Origin of the sequence: Gaoshiqia hydrogeniformans, assembly GCF_049347105.1 — a bacterium.
GTDB classification, from domain to species: Bacteria; Bacteroidota; Bacteroidia; order Bacteroidales; family Prolixibacteraceae; genus Gaoshiqia; species Gaoshiqia hydrogeniformans.
Window position 1 is genome coordinate 1,259,349 of record NZ_CP186334.1, and the last position, 14,922, is coordinate 1,274,270.

Annotated in this window: 9 protein-coding genes; 7 read left to right on the forward strand and 2 right to left on the reverse strand. The window is 46.3% G+C overall.

Annotated features, from left to right (window positions below; genetic code table 11):
- Window positions 1–2: 2 nt before the first annotated feature.
- Window positions 3–419: a (deoxy)nucleoside triphosphate pyrophosphohydrolase gene (locus tag ACOIT5_RS05170; RefSeq protein ID WP_423129398.1), complete on the forward strand. Its 417-nt coding sequence runs from the start codon at window positions 3–5 to the stop codon at window positions 417–419.
- On the opposite strand, the gene ACOIT5_RS05175 is transcribed toward ACOIT5_RS05170, so the two are convergent.
- Window positions 384–893 (reverse strand): hypothetical protein, encoded by a 510-nt coding sequence (locus ACOIT5_RS05175; protein WP_423129399.1) that lies wholly within the window; start codon window positions 891–893, stop codon window positions 384–386. The two genes, ACOIT5_RS05170 and ACOIT5_RS05175, sit on opposite strands and share 36 nt — an antisense overlap.
- 116 nt (window positions 894–1,009) lie before the next feature.
- Complete coding sequence (locus tag ACOIT5_RS05180; protein ID WP_423129400.1) at window positions 1,010–3,169, reverse strand: glycoside hydrolase family 3 N-terminal domain-containing protein; 2,160 nt, start codon at window positions 3,167–3,169, stop codon at window positions 1,010–1,012.
- 255 nt (window positions 3,170–3,424) lie between these two features.
- Between ACOIT5_RS05180 and ACOIT5_RS05185 the strand changes: the two genes are divergently transcribed.
- From ACOIT5_RS05185 to ACOIT5_RS05210, 6 genes are all read left to right on the forward strand, one after another.
- Window positions 3,425–4,021, forward strand: coding sequence for an RNA polymerase sigma factor (locus ACOIT5_RS05185; RefSeq protein WP_423129401.1), 597 nt, complete (start codon window positions 3,425–3,427; stop codon window positions 4,019–4,021).
- Window positions 4,022–4,146: 125 nt separating this feature from the next.
- A complete protein-coding gene (locus ACOIT5_RS05190) occupies window positions 4,147–5,391 on the forward strand; it encodes a FecR family protein (RefSeq protein ID WP_423129402.1) in 1,245 nt (414 codons plus the stop codon).
- Between the two features lie 72 nt (window positions 5,392–5,463).
- Window positions 5,464–8,748 (forward strand): SusC/RagA family TonB-linked outer membrane protein, encoded by a 3,285-nt coding sequence (locus ACOIT5_RS05195; protein ID WP_423129403.1) that lies wholly within the window; start codon window positions 5,464–5,466, stop codon window positions 8,746–8,748.
- A gap of 209 nt (window positions 8,749–8,957) precedes the next feature.
- The gene (locus ACOIT5_RS05200; protein ID WP_423129404.1) at window positions 8,958–10,124 is read left to right on the forward strand and encodes a FecR family protein; all 1,167 of its coding nucleotides are present in this window, start codon (window positions 8,958–8,960) and stop codon (window positions 10,122–10,124) included.
- A gap of 139 nt (window positions 10,125–10,263) precedes the next feature.
- Window positions 10,264–13,284, forward strand: a complete 3,021-nt coding sequence (locus tag ACOIT5_RS05205; RefSeq protein ID WP_423129405.1) for a SusC/RagA family TonB-linked outer membrane protein — start codon at window positions 10,264–10,266, stop codon at window positions 13,282–13,284.
- A 12-nt stretch (window positions 13,285–13,296) separates the two neighbouring features.
- Complete coding sequence (locus tag ACOIT5_RS05210; RefSeq protein ID WP_423129406.1) at window positions 13,297–14,868, forward strand: SusD/RagB family nutrient-binding outer membrane lipoprotein; 1,572 nt, start codon at window positions 13,297–13,299, stop codon at window positions 14,866–14,868.
- The last annotated feature ends 54 nt before the right edge of the window (window positions 14,869–14,922 follow it).

A 14,922-nucleotide genomic window follows, 5' to 3' on the forward strand; every position in this document is an offset into this window, starting at 1 on the left:
GGATGATCGATGTTTGTTGCGCCTTAATTTTTCAGCAGGGTTTGTTGTTGGCAGTCCAACGGGGAAACGGCCATCATCATCCGTTTCAGTGGGAATTTCCGGGCGGCAAGCTCGAAGCCGGAGAAAGCCTGACGGATTGCATTATCAGGGAAATAAAAGAAGAACTGCAGCTCGATATTCAGCCGCTAAAACAACTCCGCTATACGGAACATCAGTATCCGGACAAATCAATCCGATTGATCCCTTTTGTTTGCAGGTCTGAATCGAACCGGATACAGCTCACCGAACACATTCAACACAAATGGCTGAAAACCGGCGAACTCGACACATTAAACTGGCAGGAGGCCGATAAATGGCTGATCGAACAGAATAAAACCGAAATATTAGATTGGTTTCGGGAAGATGACCACAAAAGCTGAAAAGATCACGGCCCAACCCAGGATTGAAATGACCATATAGGCAAATACATTTTTTCTCCCGGCATAATATTTATTCAACAGGAAAGCGCCAACGGGAATGCTCAGCAGGATTGGCGTTGTAACAATGATTCCCCACATCCCGTATTTTGTCCTTAGTTTCACAAACCTGCGCAAACGTTTACTGAAAACGGGGGTTTCACGGCTTTTTTTCTTCTCCTGCAACGCAAAAAGATCAATCCGGGTGTAGCGTTTTAGAATTCTATAAACTGTTTCGCGATGTTTCTGATAAAAGTTGATTAATGCTCCGCTCAGGTAATAGAAAAACACGAAACCGGTAATCCCTCCAACAGTCACCGCAATCAGAGCTTGTGAATACTTCAGTCCGATTAACAACGCATAAGGGAAGGTGAGAAAATACTTCACAGTAGCCAGCAAATAAACATGCAATAACTTCAAAATAACAATAACACTCATACAATTCCTCCAACCTGATGAAATTACAGAACGCAAAGTTCTGAAAAATGTTTTACACGGGACAGGATAAAAGCATTTTTTTAAATCTTTTAACTTTTATTTCGTTTATTGAGGAATTATCTGACTTGAATTGAGGTATTTAACTCCGAGTTTACCGCATCGCCGCCGACCGAGATGCGGTAAACTCCGTCGTAAACTTTCCATTCCTGACAGGATTCATCCCACTTTGCCAATTCGTCTACCGGGATGGAAAAATCAACCATGACCTGATCGCCGGGCAGTATGGCGACTTTGGTAAAATTTTTCAACTCTTTTAAAGGCATCCGGTCCAAATCCGGATAACTTACAAAAACGGGGATGGCTTCTTTTGCGCTCATGGTTCCAGTATTTTGAACAGCCACCGAAAACCGGATGGTATCGCCTGTTTTGTACTTCTTCTGAGGCTTTTCGTTCCAGCTGTACCTAAAATCGACATAGCTCAGCCCGTAAGCAAAGGGATAGTAAACATCGCCATCAAAATAGCGGTAAGTACGGCCGGCCATATCATAGCTTTCGTAGTCGGGTAGCTGGTCGAGCGATTTATAAAACGTTAACGGCAGCCGACCTGAAGGAGCTGTTTTGCCAAATAAAATGTCAGCCAGGGCATTTCCACCCTGCTCACCCGGATACCAGGCCAGAATAACAGCATCCGAATACGGTTCAATCTGAGAAAGATTAACAGCGCTCCCGGCGGTAACGACAGTGATCACGGGCCGGTTATGCGATTCACGCAGTTTTTTGAGAAAAGCCACATGTGCGGCCGGAATATCCAAATGTTTTTTATCGCCGCCATTTTCAGCTAAAAAAGCATCGCCTTCTTCCCCTTCCATCACCGGGGTTAATCCAATCACCACAATGGTTGCATCGCTCATGCCCGAAGCCCAAATACCTCCGAAACGAACGGTATCCGTATCGTTGCAACCCAAATCGTACTGTACGGCCACTGAAGGACCTGCAGCTTTGGAAATCCCTTCGACAAACGTGACCAACTCGGACGAAACCCCGTGATAATTGGCCAGCAAAGCATCCAGGCTTCCCGAATTGGCCCCGGTTACCAACAGACTGCTGTATTCGTCACGGTTCAGGGGAAGGATCTGCTTGTCGTTCTTTAGCAAAACCATACTTTCAGCAGCAGCTTTTCTGGCCAGGGCAACATGTTCGGGCGAGCGGACATCTTTTTCGCCCAGCGAGGCAAAGGGGATGCGGTCCTGAGGATCATAAAATCCAAGTTTAAACTGTGTTTTCAGGTTCGCCGCCAGCGCATGGTCAATCTCTTTTTCAGTAATCAGCTTTTGCTCCAAAGCCTGCATCAGATCGTCCTGCAACAGGTTGGAACAATCCAGGTTGATCCCTGTTTTTATGGCTTCGGCAGCAACCACCACCGAATTAGGCAAAGCTTTATGTCTGAGCCAGATGTCTTCGAGCGCCCAGCAATCGGTCACCACGTGGCCTTCAAAACCCCATTCTCCTCTCAGGATATCGCCGATCAGCGTGGGACTGGTACAACAGGGTTCGTCGTTCAAACGGTTATATCCGCACATCACCGATTCCACACCGGCATCTACCATTGCTTTAAAAGCGGGGAGATAAGTCTCGCGCAAATCCTTTTCATCGACCAGGGCGTTAAAAAAATGACGGTTATATTCGGGTCCGCTGTGCGCGGCAAAATGTTTGGCGCAGGCCGACGCTTTCATATAGACCGGGTCGTTCCCCTGGATTCCTTGAATAAAAGCAACTCCCATACGTGATGTCAGGTAAGGATCTTCCCCGTAGGTTTCCTGTCCCCTTCCCCATCGCGGGTCGCGAAAGATATTCACATTGGGCGACCAGAATGTCAGTCCCAGGTACTGCACACGCCGGTTCTTTGCTACAGCCATATTGTATTTTGCCCTGGCTTCGGTCGAAATGACATCGGCAATCTCGTTCACCAGGCGGTCGTCGAAAGTGGCGGCCAGGGCAATCGCCTGGGGGAATACTGTGGCTTCGCCGGCGCGGGCCACACCGTGCAAGGCTTCATTCCACCAGTTATAGGCAGGGATATCCAGGCGCGGAACACCTTGATTGTTATACCCTAACAGCGAAATTTTCTCAGCCGTTGTTAATTCACCCAACAAGGCAGCAACACGCTCTTCCATGCTCAGATCGGTATTTCTGAACCTTTGAGACTGGGCCTGTGTTTGACCAGCAAAAAATCCGAGCCCGATCGTCACTAAAAATATCCTGCAAAATGTTTTCATCCGTTTCAAAAAATATAAGCGTTTGTATGATAGCCCATCCGAAAAGGTTCTTCCTTCATGCTCATCATCGGTTCCCGGGATTGAACACGGCGGAAAAATTAATTCCTTCAATGGTGTTTGCGCACACAAATATATCATTTATCTTTGAAATGAGCTTGAACAGGCGGTTAAACAGTTTGAAATTTGATTTATTATCAGAAGAAAAAACGACCTTTGCCAAATTGTTTTTATTCACTGAAAAAGGGGCTTTAGTTTATGGTGAAAGAAACCAATCATGAATCTCTCCTGTGGAAAAGGATCAGGTCCGGGGATACCCGGGCATTTCATGAACTTTACCTGCTTTATGCCGACATTCTTTTTTCATTCGGGACAATCTTCACGAAAGATCAGGAACTTATTAAAGATTGTATCCACGACCTCATTTTTGATCTGTTCAGGTATCGCAGGAATTTGGCCGATACCGACAATGTTCGCAACTACCTGTTCAAGTCGTTAAAACGAAAAATACAAACCGCCGCCAACCGGAAATTGGACGTTGTATACCTGGTCAAGCTGCCTAAAGATATCGATCAGGAAACGGCCGACGACGAGGCGGACGCATCGGATGAGGAAATCAGGGATCTGGCAAAAATTACACGGGCCATCAAACAGCTCCCCGAAAGGCAACAGGAAATCCTGAATCTTCGCTTTCAACTTGATTTGTCTTATTCCGAAATTGCCCAGGTTCTGGATATCTCGGTCGAATCGGCCCGCACTTCCGTCTACCGGTCCATTAAGACGATCAGGGAACAATTTGATATCCGGAGTATTTCGCTTTTTTTGATTTTCAGAAAGAAAGGAATTTTATACTGACCGACAATTCTTGTAAAATCCGAATATCTGAACTTCTTTTTACCTGAATGAAACGATATAAGTGAATAGGAAATCATATTTTTAAAGGGTGAAACGATACATTTGCAAATGATGAACGGATGCGTATGAAAACGATCATCCTGCGGGTTGCCCGCAGGAACGACCGGATACCTGCCCGGCAACCTGTTAAGAAGAACATTGACATGAAACCGAAAGATGATACCCCTAAAGCCGAAGATATCCTGATCGAAGACCAGCTGCCTTTTGATCCGGAAAACCATGACGTTTCGTTTGATTCGGACCAGGAACTTAGGCTGGCCCGAAACATTGTCAGGGCAGCACGATCTGCAAAGGTTTCCTTTGATCCAGTTCAGAAAGCCCTGATAGACCAACGCATCACGGAAAGTATCAGGCAGGCTAAAAGAAAAAGATTCATGGCCTGGATGAGTTCGGCCGCGGCGGTGCTGTTACTTGCAGGCCTGACAACATTTTACTTTACAACCGGCCAATCGGCCATTCGAAAATATGCCCTGTCAGCCGATAACCTGGCCACTAAAGAGTATACTACCTTGGTTTTGTCAAGTCAAAGTGAAGTCAGGATTGTTTCACAGGAATCGCAAATTGAATACTCTCCCGACGGGAAAGCGATCCGCATTGAAGCGCAAAACAACCGGCAGCAAGCATCGGTTGACGATGAGGCCGTTTTTAACACCTTAATTGTGCCCTACGGAAAAAGAAGCCGGGTCACCTTACCCGACAACACGGTTGTTTGGCTGAACTCCGGATCGAAGTTAACCTACCCGGTAAAATTTACAGGAGAAAAACGGGAAGTGTACCTGGATGGGGAAGCCCTGTTTCAAGTAAACCGCGATGAAAATCGTCCTTTTTTTGCATTAACAAGTAAGCTCGACGTTAAAGTACTGGGAACCGTCTTTAATCTTTCGGCCTACAGCGACGACCAAACCATAAAAACAGTGCTCGAAAGCGGATTAGTTGAGCTCTGGTTTAACCCAAATTTAGTCGGCTTAAAAAACAAAGAACAGATGATGCCCGGACAGTTAGCCGTTTACGATCCGGTGGAAAAAACGATTGTTCAAACAAAAGTCAATACGAAAAACTTTACGTCATGGAAAGACGGTTATGTGGTTTTTGAAAAGAGCACGCTTGGAAGTATCGCCAAAAGATTATCACGCTATTACAATGTGAAAATTGAATTCGAAAACCAGGAACTGGCAAACAAAACCTTTTCGGGCAACCTGGATTTGCGCGATTCGGCCGTCAAGGTACTGGAGCTCATTTCCGAAATGATCCCAATTGATCTTGTTTCAGATGATTCAGGGATTACAATTAAAAATAAAGATCATTCATAATATGAGAAATCAAACTCCGCATTGATTTCCAGTTATTTTAAGCAATTTGTTGCATTTCGGGCACGGTGGAATATGAAGAAAAAATTACTGTATCTGTTAGTCCTGTTTGTGTCTGTTCTATTTGACTCCCATGCTCAAAACAACAGGCTGACGGCTCACCTGAGCCAGGTTCGCCTGAGCCAGGTGTTTGAATTGATACAGCAACAAACCGAATTCATTATCTTCTACAACGATGATCAGGTCGATCTGGATAAAAAAGTTTCCATTGATGCCGAGGACCTTCCGGTTGAGCAGGTCCTGAACCAGGCGCTGAAAGGCCTGGGGCTAGATTATAAAATCTTCGACCGGCAAATTATCATCATTGAAGACCGGAAAAACAGCCCGTCAACCAACAACCGTCAACCTCCTGCCGACTTATTGGCCGAAAAACGAATTGAAGGAAAAGTCACCGATGAAAACGGGAATCCGCTTTTTGGCGCATCGGTATTTGTTAAAAATACGAATATTGGCGTAACCACCGATCCACAGGGCTACTACGCGCTGAACTTACCACCGCATATCACCGTTCTCGATTATTCATACATCGGGATGAAAAGAGTAGAAGTGAACCTGGAAGGAATGTCTGAGATCAATGTAACACTTGTTCCTGATGACTTTGGGGTTGAAGAGATTATTGTTTCGGCCTTAGGCATCCCGCGCGAGGAGAAATCGCTCACCTATGCCACGCAAACCCTCAGCTCGGATGAAATTGCCAATAACCGGGATTTCAGCTTTGTGACCAGCCTGTCGGGCAAAATATCCGGCATTGAAATTACCAAAAGCGCTGCCGGCGCCGGCGGTTCGTCAAAAGTATTGCTCCGGGGAAATAAATCGTTAAATTCATCCAGCGCCCCCTTGTTTGTGATCGACGGGATTCCGATGGCTAACTACAAAAGCGGGCAAATCGGGCTTTTTGGCGGAACCGACCAGGGAGACGGGCTTTCTCAGATAAACGCCGATGATATTGAAAGCATTACCATCCTGAAAGGAGCCAATGCAGCAGCCTTATACGGAAGCCAGGGCGCCAACGGGGTGATCCTGGTCACCACAAAAAAAGGCGAAGAAGGGCCGTTAAAGATCAACCTGAGTTCCGGTCTCAGTTTTGAGTCCATCCAGAAAACGCCGGATTTGCAGTTTAATTACGGAAGTGTTGACGGAGCAAAGGAAAGCTGGTCGTACACCAAAGGAAATTACCCCCGGAATTACGTGAGAGATTTTTTTCGGACCGGCAAAAACCTGACGAATACCATCAGCATCAGCGGAGGTGGCAAAAGTTCAACGGCCTATTTTCTGGCATCCAATACCTCATTCAGCGGCGTTATTCCCGAAAATCGCTATCAAAAAACAAATCTGACCTTCAGGCAATCAATCAAACTCCTGGACGAGCGCATGGACCTTGGCTCGAACATCATGCTGACAAACGAGGTGACTGAAAATAAAAATATTGCGGGATACTACCTGAATCCGCTCACCGGTCTGTACCTGTTTCCCAGGGAACGGTCGTTTGCCGGATATGCCAAAGATTACCAGGTATTTAATACCGACCGGAATATGTACCTGCAAAATTGGTTCGTCAACGATCATTTCCAGTCGAACCCATACTGGATTATTCACAACGAGAAAAAGGAAGATTTAACAAAAAGGCTAATTGGCAGCCTGTTCGTTAACTACAACTTTAGCCCGCGGCTGAAACTTAAGCTGCGCGGAAACTACGATTATGCCGTAAGATTGTACGAAGAAAAACACAAAGCCGGGTCGAACCTGACCAACGCCCATGAAAACGGCAGGTGGAAGTATGAAAAAGTATCGGATGAACTCATTTATGCCGATGCCATTCTGACACACCATACACAACTGGGTAAGATCAGCCTGAACTCGGTATTGGGAACAAGCTACCAGAAAAGCACCTTCGGACTGGGAATAAGCGTTGATACCAATACCGACGGATTAAAATACCCCAATGAGTTTAGTTTTCAGAATATAGCCGACAATGTGCTGGTTAATTCGGTTTTGGGAAGCAGGATCATCAAAGAGGCCATTTTCGGAAATATCCAGATCGGGTTCAGCGAAAAAATCTTTTTAGACCTGTCGGGGCGAAACGACTGGGCCTCGAGCCTTTACGGCACCGGCAACGAATCGTATTTCTACCCCTCAGCCGGTATTTCCGGGCTGATCAGCGAACTGTTCAACCTGCCCGGGTTCATCAACTTTGGAAAGATCAGGACCTCATTTTCGATGGTTGGCAATGAAGTCCCGTTTAACAGCGTCAGCCCAAACCACACCATTACAAAAACAGGCGTTGAATTCAACACCGTCATGCCTTTCTCCAACCTCAAGCCCGAAATGATCCGCAGTTTTGAAATCGGAACAAACTGGAAATTATTCCGGGGATCAATCGGTTTTGATTTTACCTATTACCAAATCAGCAGTCGCGATCAGTTTATCTCGTTGCCGGCGCTCTCCGGATCAGGGTACACCAGCTACTATGTGAATGTCGGCGAAATTACCAATTCGGGGGTCGAACTTTCGTTTACTGCCAAACCAATCCATACGCAAAATTTTAACTGGTTGTCGGTCGTCAATTTCTCGGATAACCGAAACCGCATTGTTTCGCTTCACCCCGATCTGACAAACCCCATTGTGTTGTCCGATGTTGAAGGTTATCAACTCATCATCAAAGAAGGCGGATCGTTTGGAGACATGTACGTGCACAAATTTTTACGTGACGATCAGGGGCGGATCAAACTAAATGCAAACGGCACCATACCCAAATCAGAGGAAAAAGAATACATCGGCAATTCAAATCCACGCTGGAGCATGGGACTCACAAATCGTTTCCGGTATAAAAACCTTTCATTTGAGTTCCTTATAAACGGAAAGTTTGGCGGTAAAGTGATCAGCCAGACCGAGGCAATGCTTGACGGCTACGGGGTAAGCCGGCGGTCGGCAATTGCCCGCGACCAGGGAGGCGTCAGCATCAATGCCGTTTTGCCCGATGGAACAGCGGTTACCCAAATGGATACCAAGTTATATTACACCTCCATTGGCGACCGCGACGGAATAAAAGAACCTTACACCTATAGCCGGTCAAACATTCGGCTCTCCCAATTAGCGCTTTCGTATCAATGCCCCTTATCCAATATCTGGATTAAACAAGTCGATTTTTCGTTTGTCGCCCAGAACTTGTTTTTCTTATACAAAGACGCGCCCTTTGATCCGGAAATCACCCTCAACACCCTGATTAAAGATCAAGCCATCGACATTTTTACAAATCCTCCAACCCGAACCCTGGGCTTCAGCGTCAAAATACAGTTCTAATTTTTTCATTTCCGTTCAAAAAGAAATCACGCCGATCAAACAAGTTCAATACCCTGTATATCAAACTATTGATTTATTCAATTGCAGTTCTGTTAATTTTTTTTACAAAAAAGTTAATCTTTTGAGTCTATGTTTTTCTGAAATCTCTCTTATGGTCCTTACACAAGCAGATCAAGGTATGCTGCATTTTAAACCGGAGAGATTCAGGAATGAACGATACAGATAAAAATACGAAGGCGGAGGATATTCTTACTGAGGATGTTTTGCTTGATAAAAGCAACCTTGGTACAGGGGGAAAGGGTCATGACGACAACGATGACCTTCATCTGGCGGCTGCTATTTATCATACGATCCGGAAACAAAAGAAAACGCTAAACCCGGAACAAAAAGAACTGATTGGCCGAAGAATCGCGACCTCAATTGCCCGGTACCACAGGAAAAGATTTCTGGTTGCAACGAGCGCTGCTGCAACAGTTTTACTCATTATCGGTATTTCGGCTTTAGTGTCAATCAATCGTAACGAATCCAGGATCAAAGCCTTTGCCGAAAGCAGCCGGACCATGCCAATGAGCGGGAACACGCGGCTGATTCTTTCGGGTGATGAAGAAATTCAAATCAACTCATCTGATTCAGAAATCGCCTACGTGCCCGACGGAGGCACCATCCGGATCGACTCAACAGAAAACGTCAGCCAGCTTATCGGCAGCGATAAGCTCGTGATGAATACGGTTGTTGTACCCTACGGAAAACGGACAAAAATCACCCTTTCCGACAACAGTACCATTTGGTTGAACTCCGGATCAAAACTGATTTATCCGGCCCGATTTGCCAAAGAGAAACGAGAAGTTTATCTGGAAGGAGAAGCAATCTTTGAGGTCAGTCATCATGAAAAACATCCCTTCCATGTTATTACCCGCGATCTGGAAGTAAAAGTACTGGGAACGGTTTTTAACCTCAGCGCCTACCACGATGATCCCACAACAAATACCATCCTGGTCAGCGGCTCGGTTCAATTAGAATACAACAGAAATTCCCTGTTTGGGAAATCAAAAGAAACGATGGTCCCCGGTATGCTTGCCGTGTATCACTCAACTGATCGAAACCTGAGGCAAACCACGGTAAATCCAAATTTATACACCTCATGGAGAGATGGTTACTTCATTTTCGAACAACATCCGTTAGGAGAGATCATCAAAAAAATAGCACGGTACTATAATGTTCCCGTGATACTCACTGATCCGGAAATGGGCAGTAAAACATTCTCCGGCCGGCTTAACCTAAGAAATTCGGCCAGCCAGGTTCTGGAGGTGATTGCAGAAATAGTTGATGCTAAAATTGAAACCAGCGACAATCAAATCATAATCACCCGGATTTAACAATGATGAGAAACAAAAATACAAATTACAGATACCGGAAAAGAATGTGTGCGGAAACACCATTCTCCTGCCGGATTCGGCGACTGCAATCACTGATGCACTTTAGTCATAATCATTATTCATTAAAAATTATCATTCTATGAAAAGACTACCTATTCTAATCTTCGTATTCATCCTCATGGCAAATGTGTCGGCACTGGCGCAGATGCTTACAGGACAAGTGATCTCTGAGGGAGATAATCAGCCGCTGCCCGGTGTGGCAGTTATTGAAAAAGGGACCAATAATGGTACCGCAACAGATATTGACGGCAAATTTTCCCTGAACCTGAAAGATGCAAACGATGCCGTCCTCGTGTTTTCCTTCATTGGTTTCGAAAAACAGGAAATCGCCGTTGCCGGAAGAACAGCCATCAACGTAATTCTGAAAAGCTCAGACATTACGGTTGACGAAGTTGTGGTAACTGCATTGGGTATCCAACGCGACAAAAAAACGCTTACTTACTCGTCGCAACAGGTGTCGGGCGAAGAAATGATGAAAGCCCGCGACATCAACTTCATGAGCAGCCTGAGCGGAAAAACGGCCGGTTTGGAAATCCGCAAAAGCACATCCGGCGTCGGTGGTTCTACCCGGACGGTATTGCGCGGAAACAAATCGGTGAGCCAGTTGAGCGACCCCTTGTACGTAATCGATGGTATCCCGATTGTAAACCGTAAAAACGGACAATCGGGGATGTGGGGCGGCACTGACGAGGGCGATGGCCTTTCCCAGATCAACCCCGACGATATTGAAAGCATCAGCGTACTGAAAGGGGCAAATGCCGCTGTACTTTACGGAAGCCAGGGAGCTAACGGTGTTATCATCATCAATACCAAAAAAGGAAAAGACGGCAAAACCAGCGTCAGCTTTAACTCGAGTACCATTTTCGAAAGTATTACCAAAACGCCCGATCTGCAGTTCAGCTACGGTAGCGAAGGCGGCGCCAAAGAAAGCTGGTCGTATACGAAAGGAAATTATGCCGGCGATTATGTCGATGATTTCTTCCAAACAGGCTACAACCTGGTAAATTCGTTATCGGTAAGCGGCGGCAATGATAAAACAACCGCTTATTTCTCGTACGGAAACACCAGCGCAGCCGGCGTCGTCCCGAATAACAAGTATCAGAAGAACAACGTAACGTTCCAGCAATCGACCAGATTACTGAACAATAAACTGAAAGTGAGTTCGAATGTCATGTTGAGTTCGGAAAAAACAAATAACCGCAACACGGCCGGCTACTACCTGAACCCGCTGACCGGTTTGTATTTCTTCCCGCGCGACCGCGATTTTAACTCGTATAAAGAAAACTACCAGGTATTTAATGACGACCGGAACATGTATCTCCAAAACTGGTTTGTTGCCGATCATCATCAGTCGAACCCGTACTGGCTGATTAACAAGCAGCCGAAAGAAGACCTGACCAAACGGGTAATTTCGAGCGTTACGCTCGACTATGAAATTGCGAAGAACCTGAGGTTCCAGGCCCGCGGAAGTTATGACTACGCCCAGAAATCGTACGAACAGAAATTTTATGCCGGCGGCAACTCCACCAACATCTCCGAAAACGGCCGCTGGAACTACAAAAAGTACAACGATGAATTGATCTATACCGATGGGATTTTCACCTATCAAAACACGTTTGGCGATTTTAGCCTGAACGGCGTTTGGGGCGCCAGTTACCAACGGGCAATATACGGCGACGGGGTCAGTGTTGACAACGGAACCAACAACCTGTTGTATGCCAACGAATTTTTCTTTCAAAACCTACCATCAAACGTTCAGGTGCAATCCATCTATGCCGGGAAAATTATTAAAGAAGGTGTATTTGGAAACGTTCAGTTAGGTTATAAAGACATGCTTTTCCTGGATTTGTCGGGACGTAACGACTGGTCGTCTACCTTATCATTAACCGGTAACGAATCGTATTTCTACCCGGCAGTTGGTCTGTCGGCCATTATGAGCCAGATGGTTGACATGCCCGATTTTATCAGTTTCTCAAAAGTCAGGGTATCCAACTCGGTCATCAACAATGAAGTTCCGTTTGGTTTGATCCTGGTACAAAACACGATCAACTCAAGCGGAGGCATCGACCGGAACACCCGGGCACCTTTTCTGAATGCGAAACCGGAAGAGCTGACCACCTGGGAAATTGGCACCGACTGGAGGTTGTTTGACGGCCGTTTAGGGCTCGATTTCACTTACTACCACATTACCAGCGAAAATCAGGCGTTGCAGCAAGATGCCAATACCGATGAACAGGAAGGCGGCTTTACCACTGCCTATTTCAATGCCGGTAAAATCGTTAACAAAGGGGTTGAAATTGTTTTGACAGCCGAACCGGTAAAAACTTCAAACTTTGGCTGGAATACAACATTGAACTTCTCTAAAAATGTGAGTAAAGTGGAAGTCCTTTACCCGGGAGCGCTTGATAAATACAAGGATTTTGGCAGTTCAGAGGGGTATTATGCCCGCATTTACAGCGGCGGTTCGATGGGCGATATGTACGGCTTTAAATTCCTGAGAAACGAAAGCGGACAAATTATGCTGGATGAAACCACCGGGAAACCGCTGAAAACTGCAAATCCCGAGTATATGGGGAACCTGGAACCAAAATTCAGCCTCGGCTGGAGCAACAGCTTCAACTACAAACGCTTCGCCCTGAATTTCCTGGTAAATGCCAAAATTGGCGGCAAAGCATTCAGCCAAACCGAGGCCATGCTCGACGGTTACGGTGTGAGCCAGCGCACGGCCGACGCCCGCGACCAGGGTTATGTAGCCATCAACGCCATCCAGGGAAGTACTGCTGTAACCCAAATCGACCCGAAACTGTATTATACAGCAGTTGGCGACCGTAACGGTATTTCTGAGGTCTACGTTTTTGACCGTACCAACATCCGCCTGACCCAAGTAGCGCTTTCGTACGACTTTGACGTGAAAAACCTGGGATTACCGATTCAGGCCGCTTCATTCTCGTTGGTCGGACAAAATTTGTTCTTCTTTTATAAAAAGGCTCCGTTTGATCCTGAGTTGACCATGAGCACCGACATGAACTCACAGTCGTTGGATAACTTCAACGTACCGGCAACCAGAACTTACGGATTCAACCTTAAAATTAATTTCTAATATTGCTAGATCATGAAAAAAACAATATTCATACTTATTGCTGCGCTTTTAGCGGGCGCCTGTACCGACCAATTCGAAGAGGCCAACATCAACCCATACGAAATCAGCGACGAATCCCTGAAACAGGATTTCAACCACATCGGGGCCTTCTTCCCGTCCATGCTGGGCAATATCTTCGGGCATCAGATCGAAGAGAACCTGGTTGCCGAATCATTTTGCGATTACATGGCAACTCCTACCCCGTTTGCCGGCGGGGTCAACAACACCACTTATTACATTCGTTGGAATACTTACTGGGATCGTGTGTACGGATCAATTATGGCCCCGGCAAAACAAGTTATGAAAATTGCCGATGAGGGAGGATACGATGTATTCTCCAAATGGGCCAAATTAATGCAGATTCTGGGGATGTCGCGTTTGACTACCTACCACGGACCGGTAATTTATTCAACTTACGGCGGTAGTGTAGGAACTGTTTCGTACGATAGCGAGGAACAACTGTACATCCGGTTTTTTGCCGATCTCGATGAAATCCAGGCTGTATTTGCCGCCAATGAGGATTATGTCGGGTTGAAAAAATTTGACGCCAGCTACAGCGGCAATGTGAAGCAATGGGAAAAACTGGTAAACTCGCTGCGTTTGCGCTTGGCCATTCGCATCTCAAACGTTGCTCCTGCATTGGCAAAAGCACAAGGTGAGAAAGCCATCAGCCACCCGGCAGGCCTGATTTTGGCTAACACCGACAACTTTAACGTTTCGCTTTACGGCAACAAGTTGTACCTGGCAATTATTTGTTTCGAGTGGGGCGATACCCGCATGTCGGCCGGGATGGAATCATTCCTGGTTGGGTTGAAAGACCCGCGTATCGAAAAATACTTCCAACCGGCTACCGATGCCAGTGTTTATACCGATCATCCGGAGTATCCTTACAAAGGGATCCGAAACGGGGCATCGTTGGTAGCCAAAGACGACCGGACTTCATTCTCGATGATCAACGAAAGTTTTAAAGATATCATCAAACGCAGCTATCTGACTGCGTCAGAAGTCTGTTTCGACCTGGCCGAAGCGAGTTTGCGCGGTTGGGAAGGCGCCGGCGACGCTAAAACCAATTATGAAAACGGGGTTAAAGCATCGTTTGCCGAATGGGGAGCAGCAGGGGTTGACGATTACCTGGCTGACGAAACCAGTAAACCGATCGATTACAACGATCCGAAAGCCACCGGAAGTGTTAACGACTTTGTATCCCGTTCAACAGTGACTGTAAAATGGAACGATGCTGATTCAAACGAGCTGAAACTGGAAAAAATCATTACCCAGAAATGGATCGCCGGCTTTACCAACCCGAACGAACCCTGGGCCGATTTCCGCCGGACCGGATACCCGAAACTGCCGCTGGTTTACCAAAACGACAGCAGCTCTGACTGGGGTGTTATCCCTGCCGGCGAATGGATTAAGAGAATGCCGTTTGTAAATGCCGAAAGAACCGGCAACGCCGATGGCGTAGCAGCTGCCGTAGCAACCATGAAAGGCGCCGACCTGATCAGCACCCGCCTGTGGTTCGATACCGGAAATCCGAATTTTTAATATTTACGAAGCTATTAAATAAAAAGGCTCCCGTTTGGGAGCCTTTTTTATATC

What these genes read in the sequence shown, in the direction of transcription:
- ACOIT5_RS05170 (WP_423129398.1), top strand. Translation starts at nt 3, where the DNA reads ATGATCGATGTTTGTTGCGCCTTAATTTTTCAGCAGGGTTTGTTGTTG.
- ACOIT5_RS05175 (WP_423129399.1), bottom strand. Translation starts at nt 893, where the DNA reads ATGAGTGTTATTGTTATTTTGAAGTTATTGCATGTTTATTTGCTGGCT.
- ACOIT5_RS05180 (WP_423129400.1), bottom strand. Translation starts at nt 3,169, where the DNA reads ATGAAAACATTTTGCAGGATATTTTTAGTGACGATCGGGCTCGGATTT.
- ACOIT5_RS05185 (WP_423129401.1), top strand. Translation starts at nt 3,425, where the DNA reads ATGGTGAAAGAAACCAATCATGAATCTCTCCTGTGGAAAAGGATCAGG.
- ACOIT5_RS05190 (WP_423129402.1), top strand. Translation starts at nt 4,147, where the DNA reads ATGAAAACGATCATCCTGCGGGTTGCCCGCAGGAACGACCGGATACCT.
- ACOIT5_RS05195 (WP_423129403.1), top strand. Translation starts at nt 5,464, where the DNA reads ATGAAGAAAAAATTACTGTATCTGTTAGTCCTGTTTGTGTCTGTTCTA.
- ACOIT5_RS05200 (WP_423129404.1), top strand. Translation starts at nt 8,958, where the DNA reads ATGAACGATACAGATAAAAATACGAAGGCGGAGGATATTCTTACTGAG.
- ACOIT5_RS05205 (WP_423129405.1), top strand. Translation starts at nt 10,264, where the DNA reads ATGAAAAGACTACCTATTCTAATCTTCGTATTCATCCTCATGGCAAAT.
- ACOIT5_RS05210 (WP_423129406.1), top strand. Translation starts at nt 13,297, where the DNA reads ATGAAAAAAACAATATTCATACTTATTGCTGCGCTTTTAGCGGGCGCC.